The organism is Paraburkholderia sp., assembly GCF_034668105.1.
In the GTDB taxonomy this organism is placed as follows: Bacteria; Pseudomonadota; Gammaproteobacteria; order Burkholderiales; family Burkholderiaceae; genus Paraburkholderia.
Genome location: NZ_JAXDPY010000253.1, coordinates 1 through 21,254, shown reverse-complemented (window position 1 = coordinate 21,254; position 21,254 = coordinate 1). Strand labels below are relative to the sequence as shown.

Sequence of the window (21,254 nt, the reverse complement as noted above, 5' to 3'; positions counted from 1 at the left end):
GTGCATAAAAGTACTTGCCAAGCGGTGTGGGGCTCCATATAATCTCGTTTCTTCAGGCTCGTAGCTCAGCTGGTTAGAGCACCACCTTGACATGGTGGGGGTCGTTGGTTCGAGTCCAATCGAGCCTACCAACGAAAGAGAAATTCCGGTTTTGCCGGGGTTTCGCAAACTGCAGTAAGCGCCTCGGCGCAAAAAGGCGAGTAGGGTATGACACCGCGAACGTTGACCGAAACTACTTCGGAGCGACGCTAGTCGAGGACCACTTTCGCCAATGTAGTTTGCAGGAAATGTGAATGCGGCCCCTCGAAAGCGGGGCCGCATTTTTTTTGGCTTATTTGATGGTTGTATGTGCCGCCGCCGGTCGGCACCACGGAGAACGCAATGGTTTCGATACGCCTGCCTGACGGTTCTGTTCGACAGTACGAGCATCCGGTGACCGTCGCCGAAGTGGCCGCCTCGATCGGCCCCGGCCTCGCGAAGGCCGCGCTCGGCGGCAAGATCGACGGTGAGCTCGTCGACACGTCCACGCGGATCGATCGTGACGTGGCGCTCGCCATCGTCACCGATAAAGATGCCGACGGCCTCGATATCATTCGTCACTCCACCGCGCATTTGCTCGCCTACGCGGTGAAGGATCTGTTCCCGGAAGCGCAAGTCACGATCGGCCCGGTCATCGACAACGGCTTTTACTACGACTTCGCCTACAGCCGTCCCTTCACGCCTGAAGATCTCGAGAAGATCGAAAAGCGCATGCAGGAACTCGCGAAGAAAGACGAACCGGTGTCGCGCCGCGTGGTCTCGCGCGACGAAGCGGTGGACTACTTCAAGAGCATCGGCGAAAAGTACAAGGCCGAGATCATCGAATCGATTCCGGCTACCGACGAAATCAAGCTTTATTCGCATGGCGGCTTCACCGATCTGTGCCGCGGCCCCCACGTGCCGTCCACCGGCAAGCTGAAGGTCTTCAAGTTGATGAAGCTTGCGGGCGCCTACTGGCGAGGCGACTCGAAGAACGAGCAGTTGCAGCGCATCTACGGTACGGCCTGGACGAAGAAGGAAGACCAGGACGCGTATCTGCACATGCTTGAAGAGGCCGAAAAGCGCGATCACCGCAAGCTCGGTAAGCAACTCGATCTGTTCCATATGCAGGACGAGTCGCCGGGCATGGTGTTCTGGCATCCGCGTGGCTGGACGCTGTGGCAGCAGGTCGAGCAGTACATGCGCCGCCGCGTGAACGACGCCGGCTACCTTGAAATCAAGACGCCGATGATCATGGACCGTTCCCTCTGGGAAGCGTCGGGCCATTGGCAGAACTATCGTGAAAACATGTTCACGACCGAGTCGGAAAAGCGTGATTACGCGATCAAGCCGATGAACTGCCCGGGCCACGTGCAGGTGTTCAATCACGGCTTGCGCTCGTACCGCGATCTGCCGCTGCGGTATGCGGAATTCGGCTCGTGCCACCGCAATGAGTCGTCGGGAGCGCTACATGGCCTGATGCGCGTACGTGGGTTCGTGCAGGACGACGCCCACATTTTCTGTACCGAAGACCAGTTCATCAGCGAGTCGATCGCGTTCAATACGCTGGCGATGAGCGTCTATAAGGATTTCGGCTTTGACAACGTCGAGATCAAGCTGTCGCTGCGTCCGGACGCGCGCGCCGGCACGGACGAGACGTGGGATCGTGCGGAGCAGGGCTTGCGCGAGGCGCTGACGGCGTGCGGCGTGACGTGGGAAGAGCTGCCGGGCGAGGGCGCGTTCTACGGGCCGAAGGTCGAATACCACATCAAGGACGCGCTTGGCCGCTCGTGGCAATGCGGCACGTTGCAGCTCGACATGGTGCTGCCGGAACGGCTGGGCGCCGAATACGTCGCGGAAGACAATGGCCGCCGCCGTCCGATCATGCTGCACCGGGCAATCGTCGGATCGATGGAGCGTTTTCTCGGTATTCTGATCGAGCACCATGCTGGTGCAATGCCCGCGTGGCTGGCGCCGATGCAGGTCGTGGTGATGAATATCGCGGAAAGTCAGGCCGAATATGCGCAGTCGCTAGCCCAATCGTTGCAAAAACAAGGGGTTAGAGTGGAGGCTGATTTGCGCAACGAGAAGATTAGCTATAAAATACGCGAGCACACGCTGGAAAAGGTGCCGTATCTGCTTGTGGTCGGCGACAAAGAGCGTGAAGCCCAAACGGTAGCCGTGCGTGCCCGTGGTGGTGTCGATCTCGGCGTGATGCCTCTCGATACTTTCATTGAGCGTCTGCGCCAGAACGTGCAGTCGTTCAACTGAGCCACTTGGCAGCCCGGCTCGTTTTTTAATTTTTAGAGGAAACGTAACATCGCTACTGATAAGTCTGCGCACCGCATCAACGGTGAAATTACAGCACCCGAGGTGCGTCTGGTCGGCGTCGAGAACGAACCGCTCGGCATCGTGAAACTTGCTGATGCGTTCCGCATGTCGGAACAGCAGGATGTGGATCTGGTTGAAATCGCTCCGCAAGCGGTTCCGCCGGTCTGCCGTTTGATGGACTACGGCAAGTTCAAGTACTCGGAAGCGAAGAAGCAACACGAGGCCAAGCTGAAGCAGAAGATTGTCCAGGTCAAGGAAGTGAAATTCCGCCCGGGCACCGATGACGGCGATTACAACGTCAAGCTGCGCAACCTCATTCGCTTCCTCGACGACGGCGACAAGACGAAAATCACGTTGCGTTTCCGTGGCCGCGAAATGGCCCACCAGGAAATCGGTATGCGCATGCTTGAGCGCCTGCGCACGGACCTCGACGAAGTCGGTCAGGTCGAGCAGATGCCGAAAATGGAAGGGCGCCAGATGATCATGGTGCTCGCGCCCAAGAAAAAGAAGTAAGCGATTGGAGCGACGGCGCGCCGTGTGGCGCGTGCTCTCGTTGCGAAAGATCGAACGATGCTGTGCCAGGTCTCCGGCGCGGTATCGGCAGGTTTCGGATCGGTGCCTATGCAAATGGGCTTCGTTTCCTGAAAAGCGGCTGCCGGTGGTAACGGCGGTCTGCATACCAAGTGGAATGGGTTTCGAAGGGCGGGTAATGGCCATCTGGCCGACCGCACACCCATATCCATCTAATAATGGAGTTGTCATGCCGAAGATGAAGACCAAGAAGAGTGCTGCAAAGCGCTTCGTGGTGCGTCCGGGCGGTACCGTCAAGCGCGGTCAAGCCTTCAAGCGCCACATTCTTACCAAGAAGACCACCAAGAACAAACGCCATTTGCGCGGTTCGACGTCAGTTCATGAAGCAGATATGAACTCCGTGCGCGCAATGCTGCCGTTCGCTTAACCCTTAACCGAAACTCATAGGAGCAAGACATGCCTCGAGTAAAACGTGGGGTTACCGCACGGGCCCGTCACAAGAAGATCATCAAGCTGGCCAAGGGTTACCGCGGCCGTCGCAATAACGTCTATCGCATCGCCAAGCAGGCGGTCATGCGCGCAGGCCAATACGCCTACCGCGATCGCCGCAACAAGAAGCGTGTGTTCCGTGCATTGTGGATCACGCGTATCAACGCGGCGGTGCGTCAGCACGACATGACGTACAGCGTGTTCATCAACGGCCTGAAGAAGGCTTCGATCGAACTCGACCGCAAGGTGCTGGCCGACATGGCTGTGTTCGACAAGGCTGCTTTTGCTGCGATCGTTCAGCAGGTGAAAGCCGCCGTTGCAGCCTGATTGCGCTTTGGGCAATTAAACTGCGTGGTTCGTTGCAGCGAATATCCGGTAGTCTCGGTGACGCTGCAGCAAAAACGGGGCTCCTCACCGAGCCCCGTTTTTGTTGGTAGAACCAGTTTTGCTTTCGATTGAACACTGACGTTGAAATGATGGGATCAATGGATCTGGACCAGATTGTCGCCGACGCGCAAAAAGCCTTCGCAGAAGCCTCCGACGTCACCACCCTCGAGAACGAGAAAGCGCGCTTTCTCGGCAAATCGGGTGCGCTGACCGAGCTCTTGAAGGGACTTGGCAAACTCGATCCCGAAACGCGCAAGACCGAAGGCGCACGGATCAACCTCGTCAAACAACAAGTGGAAGCCGCATTGACGGCCCGCCGTCAGGCGCTGGCCGATGCGTTGCTGAACCAGCGCCTCGCCGCTGAAGCCATCGACGTTACGCTGCCCGGCCGCGGCACCGGTGCAGGTAGCCTGCACCCGGTGATGCGCACATGGGAGCGCGTCGAGCAGATTTTCCGTACGATCGGATTCGACGTGGCCGACGGCCCCGAGATCGAAACCGACTGGTACAACTTCACCTCGCTGAACAGCCCGGAAAACCATCCGGCGCGTTCGATGCAGGACACCTTCTACGTCGACGGCAAAGACGCCGACGGCCGTCAACTCCTGTTGCGCACGCACACCAGCCCGATGCAGGTGCGTTACGCGCGTACCAATACGCCGCCGATCAAGGTGATCGTGCCGGGCCGCACGTATCGTGTGGACAGCGATGCAACGCATTCGCCCATGTTCAACCAGGTCGAAGGCCTGTGGATCGACGAGAACATCAGCTTCGCGGATCTGAAGGGTGTCTATACCGACTTCCTCAAGAAATTCTTCGAGCGCGACGATATTCAGGTGCGCTTCCGTCCGTCGTACTTTCCGTTCACCGAACCGTCGGCTGAAATCGACATGCTGTTCGAAACGGGCAAGATCGCCGGCAAGTGGCTCGAAATTTCGGGTTCCGGCCAGGTTCACCCCACGGTGATCCGCAACATGGGCCTCGATCCCGAGCGCTACATCGGCTTTGCTTTCGGCAGCGGTCTCGAGCGGCTCACGATGTTGCGTTACGGCGTGCAAGATCTGCGTCTGTTCTTCGAAAACGACCTGCGTTTCCTGCGTCAATTCGCGTGAACTGGCGCGTACGAACGCGACAAGCATAGAGCGCGACACTGCACGCAGTGCCGCAGCAGCGTCCCCGGCAGTGCTCGTCAATGACGAGTATCGAAGCACCTGCCGGACATGGACCTAACCTGATCAGAACGTACACAGAACCATGCAATTCCCGGAATCCTGGCTGAGAACCTTTGTCAATCCGCAACTCACGACGGACGAGCTGTCGCACGCGTTGACGATGGCGGGTCTCGAAGTCGAAGACCTGCGGCCGGCCGCGCCGCCGACCTCGAAGATCGTGGTCGGCCAGGTGCTGGAAGTCGTCAAGCACCCGGACGCGGACAAGCTCAACGTATGTCAGGTGAACGCCGGCACGGGCGCGACGCTGAACATTGTGTGCGGTGCGCCGAATGTCACGCCGGGCATCAAGGTGCCGGTCGCTCTCGTGGGTGCGGAGTTGCCGCCGGCCGAAGAGGGCGGCGCGCCGTTCGCGATCAAGCTCTCCAAGCTGCGCGGCGTGGAGAGTCAGGGCATGCTGTGCTCGGCACGCGAACTGAAACTCTCGGAAGATCATAGCGGCCTGATGATCCTGCCGGAAGATACGCCGATCGGCCAGGACATCCGCGAAACGCTCAATCTCGACGACACGGTTTTCGAAATCAAGCTGACACCGAACAAGGCGGACTGTCTGTCCGTGTTCGGCGTGGCGCGCGAAACCTCGGCCATCACCGGCGCAGCGCTGCGCCCGCTTGAGATCAAGCCGGTCGAAGTCAAGCTTGATGAAACGTTGCCCGTCAAAATCTCGGCGCCGGATCTGTGCGGCCGTTTTTCGGGTCGCGTGATTCGCGGTGTGAACGCGCGCGCGAAGTCGCCGCAATGGATGGTCCAGCGTCTGGAGCGTTCGGGCCAGCGCAGCATTTCCGCACTCGTCGACATCTCGAACTATGTGATGCTCGAACTCGGCCGTCCGTCGCACGTGTTCGATCTGGACAAGATCCACGGCGGCATGGACGTGCGTTGGGGCCGCAAGGGCGAAACGCTCAAGCTGTTGAATGGCAACACCGTCGAACTCGATGAAACCGTCGGCGTGATCGCTGATGAGCAGCATATCGAAAGCCTCGCCGGCATCATGGGCGGCGACAGCACGGCCGTTACGCTCGACACCACCAACATCTATCTCGAAGCCGCGTTCTGGTGGCCGGATAGCATTCGCGGCCGCTCGCGCAAATACAACTTCTCGACCGATGCGGGTCATCGTTTCGAACGCGGCGTCGACTACGCGACCACGGTCGAGCATATCGAACGCATCACGCAATTGATCCTCGATATCTGCGGCGGCGCAGCCGGCCCGGTCGACGATCAGATCGTCAACGTGCCGCAGCGCGAGCCGGTGAAGATGCGGGTTTCGCGCGCAAACCGCATCATCGGCATCAAGATCGACGCGGACGAAATCGCGCAGATCTTCACGCGCCTCGGCCTCACGTTCGAACGCGACGGCGATACGTTCTCAGTGATGCCGCCGTCGTACCGTTTCGATATCGAAATCGAAGAGGACCTGATCGAAGAGGTCGCGCGTATCTACGGTTTCGAGAAGATTCCCGCGCGTCCGCCGGTTGCGACCAGCGAAATGCTGCCGACCAACGAAACGCAGCGCTCGATTCACGTGATCCGTCACGCGCTCGCCGCGCGCGATTACGCGGAAACGGTCAACTTCAGTTTCGTCGACGCCGAGTGGGAGCAGGATTTCGCCGGCAACGACAAGCCGGTACGTCTGTTGAATCCGATCGCGAGCCAGTTGTCGGTGATGCGCACCACGCTGTTCGGCAGCCTGGTCAACGTGCTGCGTACCAATCTGAACCGTCGCGCGGCCGATCGCGTGCGGGTGTTCGAAGCCGGCCGCGTGTTCCTGCACGATCCGTCGATCAAGGCCGGCGAGCTGACGGTCGAAGGTTTCGCGCAGCCGAAGATGATCGGCGGCCTCGCCTACGGTCCCGCGTTCGAAGAGCAATGGGGCGCACAAACGCGCGCCGTCGACTACTTCGACGTGAAGGGCGACATTGAAGCCGTGCTCGCGCCGGCCGTGGCGCGCTTCGTGAAAGCGGAACATCCGGCTTTGCATCCGGGCCGCAGCGCGCGTATTGAACTGAATGATCGTGCAGTGGGCTGGATTGGCGAATTGCATCCGCGCTGGATGCAAAAATATGATTTGCCGCATGCGCCTATTCTGTTTGAAATCGAATCGGAAGCATTAATGCAGCGCGTATTGCCGATTCCGTCGGATGTGTCCAGATTTCCGCCGGTGCGTCGCGATATTGCGGTGGTCGTCGATCAGAAAATCGAGGTACAGGCGCTTCTGGACGAACTGCAGAAGGCGCAGTCCGAAGAGGCTTGCAAGACTGTTCAGAAGGTTGCGCTTTTCGACGAATTCCGTCCAAAATCAAACACTTCCGGTGGTCTGGCTGCTCACGAGAAAAGCCTTGCGTTCCGTGTGACCTTGCAAGATACTGGCGGGACCCTTCAGGATGAAACGGTCGATCTGGCCATTCAAACTCTGGTGGAACGTCTGGCTCGAGTATATGGCGCACGGTTGCGTGGATAACCCGCATTTAACATTTGCACGGCATTTTTTCGCAACCTCCGTTTCTGCTTGGCGCGCCATTTGATAGATATGAATGAAATGAACTCGAGTGATTTCGAAGCCCTTCTTACGGCGCAACGCAGCGCCATGATTCGCGAAATTCCGACATCACCCGCGGCCGTTTCCACCGAAACGCCGACGCTTACCAAGGCTGAACTTGCCGAGTTGCTGTTCGACAATGTCGGGCTCAACAAGCGGGAAGCGAAAGACATGGTCGAGGCGTTCTTCGAGGTGATCCGCGATGCGCTGGAGAGTGGCGATAGCGTGAAGCTGTCGGGGTTCGGCAACTTTCAGTTGCGGGACAAACCCCAGCGTCCCGGCAGAAACCCGAAGACCGGCGAGGCGATTCCAATCGCGGCGCGCCGCGTTGTGACGTTCCATGCAAGTCAAAAGCTGAAGGCACTGGTCGAGAACGGCGCTGAAGCGAGCTTCTCGCGCTGATCGATTGGCGCGTTCCTGCGCAACCCACCACGACGGCTAACTGACGATGACAGCGACGATCGAAAAAGTCGTCTTGCCTCCGATTCCGGCGAAGCGCTACTTCACGATTGGTGAGGTCAGCGAACTATGCGGCGTGAAACCGCACGTGCTGCGCTATTGGGAGCAGGAGTTCACGCAGTTGAGGCCGGTCAAGCGGCGCGGCAATCGCCGGTACTACCAGCATCATGAGGTGCTGTTGATCCGGCGGATTCGTGAGTTGCTGTATGAGCAGGGCTTCACGATCAATGGCGCGCGTAATCGGCTTGATTCGCATGGCGGCGGCGTGCACGGTGCGCCGGCTGAGGTGGCCGAGGAAGGCGAGGGCGCAGCGGCGCCGGCAGCAGCGGCGGCGGTCGATGTGGAGCAGTTGCGTAAGGAACTGCTGTATGTGATCGATTTGTTGGGTCACTAGTTTGCTTTGTTCGCGCAGGGCAGTTCTAATCGATTGAAGTGTCTGTTATAATTTTTAGCTGTTCGGGGCGTAGCGCAGCCTGGTAGCGTACCTGCATGGGGTGCAGGTGGTCGGAGGTTCAAATCCTCTCGCCCCGACCAAAGAAATCAACGGGTTACAAGCTTCGGCCTGTAACCCGTTTTTCGTTTACGGTCTCCGTTACCGCATCAAATTTACGACGATTTGCGGCGCCCCGCAGGATTCAACGTCTTCACCGAGCTTTCAGTCGTTCATATCGTTCCGCACAGGATAGTGGAGCGCTTCACTGCAACAGATTCCGTGCCGATGAGGGCGAGCATGAACGGCGCAGTCAGTGAGGGGCCGTCGCTTGCATGAATGCAGCCAGCTGCTCTGCGTAGAACGTCGCGTTGACTAGCGTCGCGTGTCCTCGGGTTTCGGCGCTGGTTGGAATCAACAACAAGCGTGCGTGCTTCAATTGTTGGAGCGCCGTCTGCATCGTGCCGGTGTCCGGCGGGTTACGCTCGTCATCCGCGGAGTTAATGGCCAGTAAAGGCGCCTGAATTCGGGGCAATCCTGGTACGGGGTTGTAATCGGCGGCCGCAGCCCATTGATACATGACATCGTTGGCATCGCCTTTGGGCGCCGCCAGCATGTTGTCGACCATCTTGTCCGCTTTTGCACGCGTCGGCGCCAACGTCTGGTAAGCAAGCGTGCCGCCGCTCGTCGCGATCGCAAACATCGTGCTGGCGAGGCGTAACGACGGGGGCTGCACCGTATAGTCGCCATGCTTCCATGCCGGATCTTGCCTGATCGACTCGACGAGCATGCGACGCATCATCCAGTTGCGCGCGGACATCTCGACAGGTTGGGCCGCCATCGGAACGAGCGCATCCATCATGTCGGGATATTTTTCGCCCCAAAGCCAGGTCTGCATTCCTCCCAAGGAGTAGCCGAGGACGAGGCGAAGATGATGAATGCCGAGTCCTTCCGTGACCATGCGATATTGGGCGGACACCATATCGTCGTAGTCGTACTGAGGAAAATGCGCGTGCAGGCCATCGGAAGGCTTGGTGGATTTCCCGATGCCGATTCCTTCGGGCAGGATGATGAAGTACTTCGTCGCATCGAGCGGCTGCCCGGGTCCAAACAGCTTGCCTGCAAAGTTCGGCGTCAACATGCTTGCCGCGGGTTGGTTCGTGCCATGAAGCACGAGAACCGCCGGGTTGGCAGGGTCGCCAATGGTCAGATAGTGAAGGCGAACAGCATTCAGCGTATCGCCCGTATGGAACGTAAAGCTCGGTGCGATCCAGTCACCTTCACGCGGAGCGGGATAACCTTGCGCGAAGGCGAGCGAAGGGAGTAACGCAAAGAGAACGGACCAGCAGGTACTGCGAACAACGGTGAAAAAGCGCATCGATTGAACCTCGATTCTGGATTGAACGCTGGGACTCATGCCATTCAGCGAAGGGGATAGGTGATGCGCCTGAGAAAGCAGCCGGCCAGTGATGGTCATTCGACCGCTTGATCACGATCGTCGACAACATGTTTCGGTCCTCTCCACGTAGGCGCCACGCCCTGGGCGCGTTCAACGGGGGGCGAATCGATGATGCCCTGGGCGAGGCGGTGACAGAATGCCCGCACGCGCAAATGACATTTGCGCGATGCGGCCAGAGTTTGGGGGCGCCGAATCAGCCGCCAGGAACCTGCGCGATGACAGTGACCACGGGCGACGCTGGCACTGCGCCTAACCGCGTCCGCTTCCGCTTCCGCCATGGGCGCCTGCGCTGACGTGTCCGATCTCGGCGCGCCCCATCGCACCGAAGCCTGGACGCCCGCTATCGAACTGTGCGCGACCGAAGCCTTCAGGGCCGATTCCCCTGAACCGGTTCGATCCGACGCCCGGAATCGTATGCGATCCGGCGAGTTGTCGCGGCGACATCGCAGGCAGATACGTGTGCGCCGCACCGTACATGCCGCGCGCGTCGTAAGCGCCATGCCGGGAATCGAAACCTTCGTTGCCGCGAAAGAAGTGATTGGCGTCGACGAGGCTGCGGTTGTGCCACACATACCGGCCGCCATCGAACCATACCGCCCGATGATGCCAGTCGGGCCTCCAGTGTTGCCAGCCCCAGCCGTAGCCACCGAAATATCCCAAATCGAATCCGGCGCCGAACACGATTCCCGGCCCATCGAGGTAGAGGTCCGGATCGCCATACCAGCCTGGCCAGAGCGGCATCGCTGCGCCATACACGAGTGACGGATCGTATTCGGGCACGTACACGAGGGCGGGATCGGCTGGCAGGATGCTGATCGATCCACCATCATTCGTTACCGTTTCCTGTTGGCTGGTTTGCAGGTTACCCGCGGTGCTGGCCTGCTGCCGCATCGTCTGGATGGCCGCCATCAATTGCTGTGGCTGGCTCAGATACGCGTCGCCAAGCGACGACGTCCAGACCACATTCTGGTCCATGTTCGCGAGCACGGCGGGAAATTCAGTCAGCGCCTTGACGCTGGAATCCCAGACCTGCTGATCGACTTGAGCGGCCAACGCGTCTCCTGTCAATTGGGAATTCGATTGCATCCAGCGGTCCGCTGCGACGACTTCCGCCGTATGTGTGGCTGCAGCGAGAATTTGTGCGACCAGGGGATCCGGATACAGCGCGATGGGAGCAACAAGCTGCTGCAGCTGATCAGGCGTGCGCTGAATTGCAGCGGACGGCGGGACCGCTGCCTGACTATCCTGATCGGCGAACGCATGGCTCGCCATCCCGAACGCGATGCATGACGGCACAACGATTGAGAGGATCCGTTTCATCAACTTCATGGAATCTGTTCCGGTTTTGCAATCTAAACTTCTACTGTAGGCAAATGAAGTGTCCTGGAACTGACCCGTTGATGAAGTTTTCGTTATCTTCTTCCAGAAGTCGTTGTCGGTACGCTGAACCCGCAGGCGCAAGCAGCGACGACAAGCCGTCGACTCTGCTGAGCCCACTCAACTGCAACATCGGCAGCGTCAGCCTGAGGTGCTCCGCAAATACCGTTATCAGATGAGAGGGGCACTCCCGCTCGAACTTCAGGGTAATGCCGATGGTGGGCAACGGCGGCAGCGCCGGATCGTCATTGAGTATGTGGAGATCCGGGGCCACGGCGGTCTGTGTGATGACGGCCACGGCCTGCCCCGAGCGGACCAGCGCAGTGAGGCCGGCCAGACTGCTGCTTGCATAGGCGATGCGGTAGGCCCGGCCGGCGCGTCGTAAGGCCTCGCAGGCCGCCACGTGGTCGAGCGTCCGGATCGGAAAGCGCCAACGGCAACGGCTCGAAGTGCGCGGAGTCCATTCCCGGATAGCCGACCCAGACTAGCGGCTCGCGGCGAATGATGTCGTCATTCGGAGGGTCCTCCGGCAACGAGATCATCGCCAGGTCCAGCGCATGCATGTCCAGTTGTTCGAGCAATCGCGGCGTGGGGGCGCACATGACCTCCACCAGCGCATGCGGGTGTTGGCTTGAGAACTGGCGCAGCAGATGCGGCAGAAAAACGGCGGCGTAGTCGTCCGGACGGTCGAAGCGGATCGTCCCCGACAGCCCGCTGATGAATCAGGACCTCGTTGCGATCAACGGCGTTTCATCTTGCTGTCGAAGCGGGTGCGCGCCGCTTCGTCATACGTGATGAAGGCGGCGCAGAGCGTGTGCCCGTGCTCATCCTCTGCCGAGCGCGATATACCGCTCCAGATGATGATCCTCGTCGCCAAGCTGATGATCGATCATGACCAGGCGCTTCGCATAGTGAGCCAGCGGCAATTCCCACGTCATGCCGATACCGCCGTGCAGTTGAATACATTCCTCGGCGACCATCGCTCCGATCCTGCCGAGACTGTATTTCGCCGCTGAAACCGCCCGTTCCCGCGCCGTGCGTTCGGCGCCGAGTGCCGCCGCTGCATTGATCACCGCCGAGCGCGCCTGCTCGATCTCGAGCAGCAGATCCGCCATCCGATGCTGCAATGCCTGGAAGCTGCCGATCGGCACGCCGAACTGCTTGCGTGTGCGCAAGTATTCAAGCGTGTAGTCTTTCGCGACATCCATCGCGCCGACTGCTTCGGAACACAAGGCCAGCACGCCACAACTGATCGCGTATTCGAGTGTCGCGAAGCCCTCGCCGGAGGCGCCGAGCAGCGCGTCATCGGCGAGTGTGACGTTGTCGAAGCTGAGCTCGGCGGCACGGCCGCCGTCTATCTTTCGATAGCCGCGCACGCTGACACCGGCTGCGTCGCGCGGGACGAGAAAGAGCGTGATGCCGGCTTCTGAATCGTCGGTACCTTCCGTGCGCGCGGAGACGAGAAAGAGCGACGCGTTCTCGCCTTGCTGAACGACCGCTTTCGCGCCGTTCAGCCGCCACGCGTTGCCGTTGCGTTCCGCGCGCGTGGTGACACGCGCCAGTTCGTAGTGGCCGTCAGGCTCGCCGTGCGCGAGCGCGACCAGGCGCGAGCCTTCGATTACTTCGGCCAGCGTGGCTCTCTGCGCTTCGCTGCCGCCACGCGCGATTGCCTGTCCGACAATCAGTGTGTCGAGAAACGGTTCGACCACAAGGCCACGGCCCAGGCTCTCGAATACGACAGCGATGTCGAAACCGCCGCCGCCGAAACCACCGTCCGCTTCATCGAACAACGCGCCGATAATGCCGAGTTCCGCGAAGCGATTCCACAACGCCGCGCTGAAGCCTTCAGCCGAGCCTGCGATCCGGTCGCGCGTCTCAAAGCCATATTGCTCGGCGACAAAACGATTGAGCGTATCCGCCAGCATGCGGCGGTCGTCTGTGTGCTGGAAATTCATGGCATGCGCCCCTTACAGTCCGAGGATCATTTTGGCAATGATGTTCTTCTGGATTTCGTTGGAGCCGCCGAAGATCGACAGCTTGCGATTGTTGAAGTAGAGCGAGGCCGCGCTCGCGGCTTCGGCGGGGCCGACCGGCGTGCCTTCGAAACCGTCGTGCAAGGCTTCCTCGATGAACGGCTGCGCGTACGGTCCCATTGCGCGGCGCGTGAGCGAGGAGATTTCCTGACGGATCTCGGTGCCGCGAATCTTCAGCATCGAACTCTCGGCGCCGGGCACGCCGCCGCCGGCCACGGCCGCGATCACGCGCAGATTGGTGGTTTTCATGTTCTCCAGATCGATCTCGACGCGCGCCATGCGTGCCGCGAACGCGGGATCTTCCGCCAGCGGCCGGCCGTTGCGCTGCTGTTTCGCGGCGATCTTGCGCAGCCGGTCGAAGGCGGCCACCGAGAAGCCGACGCCCGCGATATTGGTGCGCTCATACGTGAGCAGATATTTCGCGTAGGTCCAGCCTTTGTTCTCTTCGCCCACGAGGTTTTCGACGGGCACGCGCACGTCCGTGAAGAACACTTCGTTGACTTCGTGCTCGCCGTCGAGCGTGATGATCGGCCGCACCTCGACGCCTGGCGTGTTCATGTCGATCAGCAGGAAGCTGATGCCTTCCTGCTTGCGCACGTCGGTGGCGCTGCGCACGAGGCAGAAGATCATGTTCGCGTAGTGGCCGAGCGTGGTCCACGTCTTCTGACCGTTGACGATGTAATGCTCGCCTTGCGCGTCGCTGCCGCGGACGGCCGTGGTCTTGACCGATGCGAGGTCCGAGCCCGCGCCAGGTTCCGAGTAACCCTGACACCACCAGTCCGAGCCATCGAGAATGCGCGGCAACCAGTGGCGCTTTTGCGCCTCGCTGCCGTATCTGATCAATACCGGGCCGAGCATGTTGACGCCGAACGGCACGACGCGCGGTGCCCCCGCCAACGCGCATTCGTTTTCGAAGATGAACTTCTGCACGGCATTCCAGCCGGGGCCGCCGTACTCCTGCGGCCAATGATTGGCGAGCCAGCCTTGCGCGTTGAGAATGGCGTGCCACTCAGCCATGTCGTCGCGCGTCAGGCGGCGGCCGCCGTGTACCTTGTCGGCGAGACGCTGCGGGAGCTTGTCGCGCAAAAAGCGCTGCACGTCAGTGCGGAAGGCTTCTTCTTCAGGCGTGAAGTTCAGATCCATGGCGGGTCCTTTCCTGGGGGTTTATTGGGCTGGCACGCTGGCGTACCGGCGTACCGGCGTACCGGCGTACCGGCGTACCGGTGGATCGGTTGACCGGTGGCCGGGCAGGCGCCTACCGGTCGAGAATGCGCCAAATGACGTGCCGTCTCAAGCGAGCTGATTGAGGCTTGCAAAATCGGCGCCGCGCTCGACCAGTTCCACCAGCAGCGGCGACGCTTGCCAGAACAGCGGGTCTTCTCTCGCGAACTCGCGGTTGTCCGCGAGAACCGTGGCGAGGCCGACCGTATCGGCATATTTCATCGGACCGCCGCGATAGCGCGGAAAGCCATAGCCGTAGAGGAAAGTGACGTCGACGTCGAGCGGCCGCAACGCGATGCCTTCGTGCACGACGTTGGCGCCTTCGTTGATCATCGCGGCCATGTAGCGGCGGATGATCTCTTCGTCGGTGAAAGTGCGCGGCGTGATGCCGGCGCGTTCACGCTCGGCGTCGATGATGGCCTCGACCTCAGGGTCCGGCGTGCCACTGCGCGAACCTTCGGGGTACAGATAGAAACCACGGCCGGTCTTCTGCCCGAACCAGCCGCGTTCGCACAGGCGGTCGGCGATCTGCACGTAGCGTGCCGCAGGGTTGCGCGTGGGTGCGCGCCGCTTGCGCGCGGCCCAGCCGATGTCGCCGCCCGCCAGATCGACCACCTGGAACGGCCCCATCGGGAAGCCGAACGCACGCACGGCCGCATCGATCTGATAGGGCGACGCACCGTCTTCCATCATCGCGTCCGCCGCGCTGCGATAGACCGCCAGCACGCGATTGCCGATGAAGCCGTCGCACACGCCCGCGCGCACCGGCGTCTTGCGCAGCTTCTTCGCGAGTTCGAACGCGGTGGCGACCACGTCCGCGCTGACCTGCTTCGGCACCACCACTTCCAGCAGCTTCATGATGTTGGCGGGGGAGAAGAAGTGCAGGCCGATGACGTCAGCGGGGCGCGAGATGCTGGCCGCAATCGCGTCGATGTCGAGATACGACGTGTTGGTGGCGAGCACCGCGCCGGCTTTGCAGACGCGATCGAGTTCGGCGAATACGGCTTTTTTCACCGCCTGGTCTTCGAAGACGGCTTCGATGACCAGATCGGCGTCGGCGAGCGCGTCGTACGAGGTGCTGCCGTGCCAGCGTGCCATCACGTCGGCTTTTTTCTCCGCGCTCATGCGGCCTTTGGCGATCAGGCCGTCGTAGACCTTGTCGATGTGCGCGCGGCCACGTGCGAGCGACGCGTCGTCGCGTTCGATCATCGTCACCGGCAGGCCCGCATCGAGGACCGCGACGGCGATCCCCGCGCCCATCGTGCCGCCGCCCACCACGCCGATGCGGTTCAGCGCGCGCGGTTTTGCATCGCGCGTTTCCGGCGCCTTCAGCACTTCACGCTCGGCAAAGAACGCGTGAATCAAGCCGGCGCGCTGCGGACTGTCGATGCATTCCAGGAACAATTTGCGTTCGAGCCGCAGGCCGTCTTCGAAGGGTTGTTCGATGGCGGCCTCGACGGCATCGACGATCTTGAGCGGCGAGAACAGGCCGCGCGATTTCTTCGCCGTGTCCGCGCGTGCCGTGGCGACGGCGGCGAGGCTCGCCGCGCGATCGCTGAGCGCCGCGGCGTCGCGCGTGCGCCGCACCGGCGCGTGAGCGGCCAGCAGTTCGTGCACATAGGCGAGGCCTTCCGCGAGGATGTCGCCGCTGCTGCCCAACCGGTCGATGAGCCCGAGCGCGAGCGCTTCCTTCGCGCCGGCGTGACGGCCGCTCAGGGTCAGCTCGAGGGCGGCCTGCGCACCGATCAGGCGCGGCGTGCGCTGCGTGCCGCCTGCGCCCGGCAGCAGGCCGAGCTGCACTTCCGGCAAACCGAGCTTCGCGCCATCCACGGCGAGCCGGTAGTGCGCCGCCAGCGCCACTTCCAGGCCGCCGCCGAGCGCCGCGCCATGAATGGCCGCGACCACGGTCTTCGTACAGGTTTCGATACGGTTGCAGACGTCCGGCAGCGATGGCGGCACCGGCGGCTTGCCGAACTCGCGAATATCCGCACCCGCGATGAAGTTGCGCCCGGCGCCGACGATCAGCACGGCCTCGACGGCGGGGTCCGCATCCGCGGCTTCGACGGCGGCGAGCAGGCCGCGCCGCACGTCGGCGGACAAGGCGTTGACCGGCGCGTGGTCGATCGTCACCAGCAGGACTTTGCCGCGCAATTCGCGCGTCACAACGTCGGCGGAAGGGTTCTGGGTCATCGTGTCTTCTCCTGACTGTCTGTTACCGGCCAGATTGAGGTGGATCCGGGAATATTGGCTCTGGCGGATTCTCCGATTGTGGGTTGATCAAGGTTTATTGACAATTGCATACGCCGTTGAGAGACTGTCAAAATTATTTTGACAAAGGCGTGCGTCATGGACGTCCATTCACTGACCTTGCTGGTCGATATTCTCGATGCGGGCAACCTGAGCGAAGCCGCGCGCCGGCTGAAAATGAGCCGCGCGAATGTGAGCTATCACCTGAATCAACTGGAGCGTTCGGTCGGGCTGCAACTGGTCAGACGCACCACGCGCCGGGTCGAGGCGACTGAGATCGGTCTGCAGTTATACGAGCATGGCCGCACGATCCAGAACGCGCTGCTGGCCGCGCGCGAGTCGGTGACCACGCTCGGGCAGAGCTTGCAGGGGCGCGTGCGATTGAGCGTGCCGAGCGGCTACGGGCAACTGGTCATGTCGGATTGGCTGATCGCGTTCAAGCGTCTTTATCCGGGCATCGTGCTGGATGTGATGTTCGAGAATCGCGTTGAGGATCTGATGCGTGACGAGGTCGACATCGCCGTGCGGGTGATGTCCGAGCCGCCGCAGAATCTGGTCGCGCGCGACATGGGGCCGGTGCGATACGTTGCCTGTGCGTCGCCGGATTTCGCCGAAAGCCGCGGCATGCCTATGCGGCTCGACGATCTGCGTACGGCGCCGTTGATTACGGCGGCGGTGGTCGGCAGGCAGTTGCGGGTGGCGGCTTATCTGCGCGACGAGCGCCACGAAGTGCTGCTGGAGCCGACAATCATTTCCGAGAACTTTCTGTTCCTGCGCCAGGCAGTGCTGGCTGGCCTGGGCGTCGGTCTGGTGCCCGACTACGTGGTGCAGGACGACCTGCGTCGCGGCGATGTGGTGACGGCGCTCGATGAATGGCGTCTCAGCATCTTCGGCACGAACATGTACATGCTTTACATGCCGAATCGTCATCACACGCGAGCCGCCGCGAGTTTTATCGATTTCATTCTGGAGCAGGCGCGCGGAAGCGGCAGAGGGGTTGCCGCTTGAGCGGCAAGTGGTTGGCGGTATCAGACCTGCCACAGTAAATTCAGTGAAGCTCGACGACATAGTATTGGAACAGGCCGTTCGGAAGTTCGGAACGCCCAAGGCTTGACGTCAATGTCATTCCATATTTCTGACTGATCCTGGGGATATCAATCAGAATTGGCGTGTGTCCAAAAACTATCATTTTTCCGTTGCGCTTTATCAATGGCACCATTTTCGAAAAAATTTTATTCGCCAATGGGGTTGTCATCACTTCATGGTTAAGGAAGCGGCAAATCAGGATGTCGCACGCATTGTCCCGCAATGCGGGGTGCAGTGCATCGCAGACAAACGCGTGATCTATTCTGTTTCTGGTTGTTTGAGCCATTGATAGCGAGGCGTCCGATGCCAGAATCAAGCATTGGGGCAGCGCCGCTTTCAGATAGCCGGAAAACGATCCAGTTGAACTGGCAGGGTCATAGATAACGCAGCCAGGATGAACGATATCCCGGAGGAAGTTAATCGTAAAAGAGCGGAAGTGCGCTTCCTCCTGATCCAGACTGACTGGGTTTCTAGCGCATTCGGTCCAGAAAGAATCTGGGCATACAAATTCATCACCCGTCTCTCCTGACGGAGGGAAGGGAAAGTGAATGTCGAAGCCTTGTATCCGGTCGGCTCGATCAAATAGTGCCTGCTTCCAGTTGGCGTGTTTCGGGACCAGAACTTCGAAATGATGAGCATCACCGGAGCTTGAGTCGGCTAGTACTTGCCCTTGCAGGGTCTCGGGTTCAATGACGCTATACCGGCTCTGTTCGTGCGTTTTTGATCTGATTCCGAGCCAGGTATTGGCTTCGCCTCTCAGCAAATAGATCGCGTGCTGTCTGTTTTTTCCTATCCTGACTACCGGCATCGGAGTGACTCAGATGTAGCGATAGGTTGGAACGACATAATTGCCGAGCGATACGATAGAGAACCGCTCCATCTTCGGCATCGCGGCACAGGCCAGGCTAACGCCTAGTTCAGCGGTATGCAGTTCTTTGGACCAGATCGGAAGTCCTGCGGTCCCGCACCTGTCCTTGAGTGAAGTAAGTTGTGCGGCGAGCGGTAAGCTGGGCGGATCGGCCGGGAGGGACACCTCGGTCATTCTGATGCCCGGTCGTGAATCAAGGTCTGCCGCCAGAGATTCCTGAAGCCGGGGCATCGGACTTAAATGCAGCATATGCCGCCGCCACTCGTCGCGAACCCACTCGACACTTTCGGCGATGCGGTGGTGTTGAACCAACTCCTTGATCGCCCGCGTCGCCGCGTGACTGGAATAGATTGAGCAACCCGCTCCCATCACGTGAACACCTGCAATATTTCTTTCCTGGCAGCGTGCGATATAGACGGGACAATCGATCGTGCTGGTCGCGTCAATCAACTGGATTCTGGAATTCAGGCATGACTCGGCATCGTGAAGTACCTGTGCGGCGTCATCGGGCAATGAATCTGGCGCAACAACCCGCACGGCTTGCTGTGCGGAATAGAAGAAATGCTGAGCCATGAAGCATCCCACACCGTGCCGCTCGATCACTTCACTCACCGCATGAATCGCGGCTTCGACATAGCCCACTCCAGCCGCCAGGCCGGTGCCGCAGGAATAGCGTTTGCCAAGTTGATAGTCGGCGTCGTCCCCGCCAAGTCTATTTGATGGATACTTGTAGTCGATCAGAAAAGCGGGGTAGTGAAGGGTGGGAAGCGATTCTTCCGCGTCAAATCGTATTGTGCCGAGTTGCGTTGGATTGTTTCTGGCGAGAATCCGGACTGGCAGCATCTGAGCCAACGCGGGTTGCGCTGCTACCTCTGGAAAGGGCATGAGTTCGCAAGCGGCTCGAAAATATTGCAAGGAATACTGGTGTTCGTACGCTTCGAATTTCGCCCCTACCCGAGCCTCGTCTTCATATCCTTTTCCGCACCCACGGCAACTTTCATTGAATTCATCCGAGTCCAACGTCGCAACGGTGCTTGAAAGTGGCGCACCAAAGCGTTCCAGGCTAATTCGCACGGCGTTTTCACGCAGTTGGGCGTCGATCTTCGCTTCGGCTTCGGCGAGGGAAACCGAGCGTTCTGGGACGATACATTGCATGTACAAACTCCATTTAAAAGGGGAGTGCGAATTCCCCCCTTTCCTGACTTAGCTGGAAAGAATTTCGATTTCCTCCTCAGTTAGAATTGCATCGAAATCGATTCCCTCAGCTTCTCGTGAGTCCAATAGTGATTGGGTTTCCTCGTAGTCGCTCGTATACATGCCCATCATGTAGCCCATAGCTACCTCCAATTGGATTTAAAGAACACGGATCACTACGCGCCAATCGCACGTTATGCGCTATTCGGCGATACCACGCTGCCGGCTGGCAGTAATTAAATGGTAATAAATATGAAGTTTTAATGTAATGATCGCTAACCCTGCGACGACATGGCGCGGATTAACGTCCTGAATGACAATTCCCTATGCGGCGGCCTGAGCGGGACAAAACAGCTATAAAGCCCGCAGTCACAGGCGCCTTTTGGCGGATGAGCAGGCGAAATCGAATTCGCGTACTCGAGCGCGGCGGCAGGATGAGCGGGGAGCGCGCCGATGGCGCAGATCACGCTCTGCCGGATGGCGATCAGATATCTGTGCTATTGCTCATCCGGCGTTCGTGACAAGGCGTTCATCCGCTCCCACGCCATGCACCGCGGACAGCAAGCCGCGGCGTGAATTTACGCCGGGCTTCGCGAAGGCGCGCCTGGCGTACGTTTCGACCGTCGATTCCTTGACGCCCATCGACTCCGCGATCGACAGTGTCGTCATGCGCTTCACGAAGGCCGGACACTGCGCGGACAAGTGAATCAGCTCGATCTGCTGCACGTTCGAAATGCGGTCGTTGAGCGGATCGCGGTCCACGAAACTGCCGAAGTACTTCTCCATGGTCCGCTGCAGGTTTTCGTGGTCGCGCGCATAGCTGCCGATCCACTCGATGCGCCGGGCGCGTGCATCTTGTGACGTCATGCGTGTCCGTTGCAAATGCAACGAATCACAATCGACGAATTGCTTCACGCAGTCGAACTGTTGCCGCAGAAGGCGCGACGAACCGCCACTACGCGACTACGCGACTACGCGACTACGCGACTACGCAACCACGCAACCACGCAACCACGCAACCACGCAACCACGCAACCACGCAACCACGCAACCACGCCGACCACCGCTGCGGGTTTCCCAGGCAGACCCATCCGCGACGCACGAAGTGCGGAGTGGGAGCTGATGAGCGCTTTGTCGCTGGTGCCAAAATGTGCGAGGGGGCGGATTCCAGATGTGCCACTACCGTAACTGTGCGGGGGACCCGCTTATGAGCTAGCGGGTTGAGCGGCTTTCTTTGCTTATCTTTCTTTGCCGCGGCAAAGAAAGTAAGTGCCGCCCCGCACAGGGGCAACACTAATAGACCAATCAGAACACAAGGAAAGGCCAACGAAATCAAAAGAAAGCGAACGGCATCCG

Annotated in this window: 17 protein-coding genes, 2 tRNA genes and 1 pseudogene; 11 read left to right on the top strand and 9 right to left on the bottom strand. The window is 60.1% G+C overall.

The features are described from left to right. The first annotated feature begins 54 nt into the window (after positions 1-54). The 10 genes from QOC89_RS11905 (at position 55) to QOC89_RS11860 (ending at position 8,517) form a co-directional block, all read left to right on the top strand. Positions 55-131: transfer RNA gene (locus tag QOC89_RS11905), tRNA-Val, on the top strand. A gap of 250 nt (positions 132-381) precedes the next feature. Further along, the gene (thrS, locus tag QOC89_RS11900) at positions 382-2,289 is read left to right on the top strand and encodes a threonine--tRNA ligase (protein WP_323045193.1); all 1,908 of its coding nucleotides are present in this window, start codon (positions 382-384) and stop codon (positions 2,287-2,289) included. Between the two features lie 48 nt (positions 2,290-2,337). Then, positions 2,338-2,862 (top strand): translation initiation factor IF-3, encoded by a 525-nt coding sequence (gene infC, locus QOC89_RS11895; RefSeq protein ID WP_074263967.1) that lies wholly within the window; start codon positions 2,338-2,340, stop codon positions 2,860-2,862. A 247-nt stretch (positions 2,863-3,109) separates the two neighbouring features. Next, the gene (rpmI, locus tag QOC89_RS11890) at positions 3,110-3,307 is read left to right on the top strand and encodes a 50S ribosomal protein L35 (protein ID WP_097389908.1); all 198 of its coding nucleotides are present in this window, start codon (positions 3,110-3,112) and stop codon (positions 3,305-3,307) included. Between the two features lie 29 nt (positions 3,308-3,336). Then, entirely contained in the window at positions 3,337-3,696 is a 360-nt protein-coding gene (gene rplT, locus QOC89_RS11885; RefSeq protein WP_006052502.1) for a 50S ribosomal protein L20, read from the top strand. 158 nt (positions 3,697-3,854) lie between these two features. After that, the gene (gene pheS, locus QOC89_RS11880; protein WP_323045192.1) at positions 3,855-4,868 is read left to right on the top strand and encodes a phenylalanine--tRNA ligase subunit alpha; all 1,014 of its coding nucleotides are present in this window, start codon (positions 3,855-3,857) and stop codon (positions 4,866-4,868) included. 142 nt (positions 4,869-5,010) lie between these two features. After that, positions 5,011-7,446 carry a phenylalanine--tRNA ligase subunit beta gene (gene pheT / locus QOC89_RS11875; protein ID WP_323045191.1) on the top strand — a complete coding sequence of 812 codons (2,436 nt, stop codon included), beginning with the start codon at positions 5,011-5,013 and terminating at the stop codon, positions 7,444-7,446. 69 nt (positions 7,447-7,515) lie between these two features. Continuing rightward, the gene (locus QOC89_RS11870; protein WP_179733152.1) at positions 7,516-7,926 is read left to right on the top strand and encodes an integration host factor subunit alpha; all 411 of its coding nucleotides are present in this window, start codon (positions 7,516-7,518) and stop codon (positions 7,924-7,926) included. Between the two features lie 46 nt (positions 7,927-7,972). Continuing rightward, complete coding sequence (locus tag QOC89_RS11865) at positions 7,973-8,377, top strand: MerR family transcriptional regulator (protein WP_323045190.1); 405 nt, start codon at positions 7,973-7,975, stop codon at positions 8,375-8,377. Between the two features lie 63 nt (positions 8,378-8,440). Next, positions 8,441-8,517, top strand: a tRNA-Pro gene (locus QOC89_RS11860). A 209-nt stretch (positions 8,518-8,726) separates the two neighbouring features. Here QOC89_RS11860 and QOC89_RS11855 read toward each other — a convergent pair. From QOC89_RS11855 to QOC89_RS11830, 6 genes and pseudogenes are all read right to left on the bottom strand, one after another. After that, positions 8,727-9,791 carry an alpha/beta fold hydrolase gene (locus QOC89_RS11855; RefSeq protein WP_323045199.1) on the bottom strand — a complete coding sequence of 355 codons (1,065 nt, stop codon included), beginning with the start codon at positions 9,789-9,791 and terminating at the stop codon, positions 8,727-8,729. A gap of 330 nt (positions 9,792-10,121) precedes the next feature. Further along, positions 10,122-11,201, bottom strand: a complete 1,080-nt coding sequence (locus QOC89_RS11850; RefSeq protein WP_323045189.1) for a DUF3300 domain-containing protein — start codon at positions 11,199-11,201, stop codon at positions 10,122-10,124. Positions 11,202-11,376: 175 nt separating this feature from the next. After that, positions 11,377-11,965, bottom strand: a pseudogene (locus QOC89_RS11845) (LysR substrate-binding domain-containing protein); the annotation flags it as partial. A gap of 108 nt (positions 11,966-12,073) precedes the next feature. Beyond that, complete coding sequence (locus QOC89_RS11840) at positions 12,074-13,204, bottom strand: acyl-CoA dehydrogenase (protein ID WP_323045188.1); 1,131 nt, start codon at positions 13,202-13,204, stop codon at positions 12,074-12,076. Between the two features lie 12 nt (positions 13,205-13,216). Then, positions 13,217-14,425 carry an acyl-CoA dehydrogenase family protein gene (locus QOC89_RS11835; RefSeq protein WP_323045187.1) on the bottom strand — a complete coding sequence of 403 codons (1,209 nt, stop codon included), beginning with the start codon at positions 14,423-14,425 and terminating at the stop codon, positions 13,217-13,219. Positions 14,426-14,572: 147 nt separating this feature from the next. Beyond that, positions 14,573-16,693: a 3-hydroxyacyl-CoA dehydrogenase NAD-binding domain-containing protein gene (locus tag QOC89_RS11830; RefSeq protein WP_323045186.1), complete on the bottom strand. Its 2,121-nt coding sequence runs from the start codon at positions 16,691-16,693 to the stop codon at positions 14,573-14,575. Positions 16,694-16,849: 156 nt separating this feature from the next. Between QOC89_RS11830 and QOC89_RS11825 the strand changes: the two genes are divergently transcribed. Continuing rightward, complete coding sequence (locus QOC89_RS11825; RefSeq protein WP_323045185.1) at positions 16,850-17,758, top strand: LysR family transcriptional regulator; 909 nt, start codon at positions 16,850-16,852, stop codon at positions 17,756-17,758. A 40-nt stretch (positions 17,759-17,798) separates the two neighbouring features. On the opposite strand, the gene QOC89_RS11820 is transcribed toward QOC89_RS11825, so the two are convergent. The 3 genes from QOC89_RS11820 to QOC89_RS11810 all read right to left on the bottom strand — a co-directional run bounded on the left by QOC89_RS11820 (position 17,799) and on the right by QOC89_RS11810 (position 20,765). Further along, positions 17,799-18,644, bottom strand: a complete 846-nt coding sequence (locus tag QOC89_RS11820) for a class I SAM-dependent methyltransferase (protein ID WP_323045184.1) — start codon at positions 18,642-18,644, stop codon at positions 17,799-17,801. 9 nt (positions 18,645-18,653) lie between these two features. After that, complete coding sequence (locus tag QOC89_RS11815; RefSeq protein ID WP_323045183.1) at positions 18,654-19,859, bottom strand: YcaO-like family protein; 1,206 nt, start codon at positions 19,857-19,859, stop codon at positions 18,654-18,656. Positions 19,860-20,402: 543 nt separating this feature from the next. Beyond that, complete coding sequence (locus QOC89_RS11810) at positions 20,403-20,765, bottom strand: LuxR C-terminal-related transcriptional regulator (RefSeq protein ID WP_323045182.1); 363 nt, start codon at positions 20,763-20,765, stop codon at positions 20,403-20,405. Between the last annotated feature and the right edge of the window lie 489 nt (positions 20,766-21,254).

Bases quoted from the DNA above. Each gene is read 5' to 3' on its own strand.
- QOC89_RS11825 (WP_323045185.1), top strand. From the start codon at position 16,850: ATGGACGTCCATTCACTGACCTTGCTGGTCGATATTCTCGATGCGGGC.
- QOC89_RS11865 (WP_323045190.1), top strand. From the start codon at position 7,973: ATGACAGCGACGATCGAAAAAGTCGTCTTGCCTCCGATTCCGGCGAAG.
- QOC89_RS11835 (WP_323045187.1), bottom strand. From the start codon at position 14,425: ATGGATCTGAACTTCACGCCTGAAGAAGAAGCCTTCCGCACTGACGTG.
- QOC89_RS11815 (WP_323045183.1), bottom strand. From the start codon at position 19,859: ATGCAATGTATCGTCCCAGAACGCTCGGTTTCCCTCGCCGAAGCCGAA.
- QOC89_RS11855 (WP_323045199.1), bottom strand. From the start codon at position 9,791: ATGCGCTTTTTCACCGTTGTTCGCAGTACCTGCTGGTCCGTTCTCTTT.
- pheT (WP_323045191.1), top strand. From the start codon at position 5,011: ATGCAATTCCCGGAATCCTGGCTGAGAACCTTTGTCAATCCGCAACTC.
- QOC89_RS11830 (WP_323045186.1), bottom strand. From the start codon at position 16,693: ATGACCCAGAACCCTTCCGCCGACGTTGTGACGCGCGAATTGCGCGGC.
- rpmI (WP_097389908.1), top strand. From the start codon at position 3,110: ATGCCGAAGATGAAGACCAAGAAGAGTGCTGCAAAGCGCTTCGTGGTG.
- QOC89_RS11870 (WP_179733152.1), top strand. From the start codon at position 7,516: ATGAATGAAATGAACTCGAGTGATTTCGAAGCCCTTCTTACGGCGCAA.
- QOC89_RS11810 (WP_323045182.1), bottom strand. From the start codon at position 20,765: ATGACGTCACAAGATGCACGCGCCCGGCGCATCGAGTGGATCGGCAGC.
- rplT (WP_006052502.1), top strand. From the start codon at position 3,337: ATGCCTCGAGTAAAACGTGGGGTTACCGCACGGGCCCGTCACAAGAAG.
- QOC89_RS11850 (WP_323045189.1), bottom strand. From the start codon at position 11,201: ATGAAGTTGATGAAACGGATCCTCTCAATCGTTGTGCCGTCATGCATC.
- QOC89_RS11840 (WP_323045188.1), bottom strand. From the start codon at position 13,204: ATGAATTTCCAGCACACAGACGACCGCCGCATGCTGGCGGATACGCTC.
- QOC89_RS11820 (WP_323045184.1), bottom strand. From the start codon at position 18,644: ATGCCGGTAGTCAGGATAGGAAAAAACAGACAGCACGCGATCTATTTG.
- pheS (WP_323045192.1), top strand. From the start codon at position 3,855: ATGGATCTGGACCAGATTGTCGCCGACGCGCAAAAAGCCTTCGCAGAA.
- thrS (WP_323045193.1), top strand. From the start codon at position 382: ATGGTTTCGATACGCCTGCCTGACGGTTCTGTTCGACAGTACGAGCAT.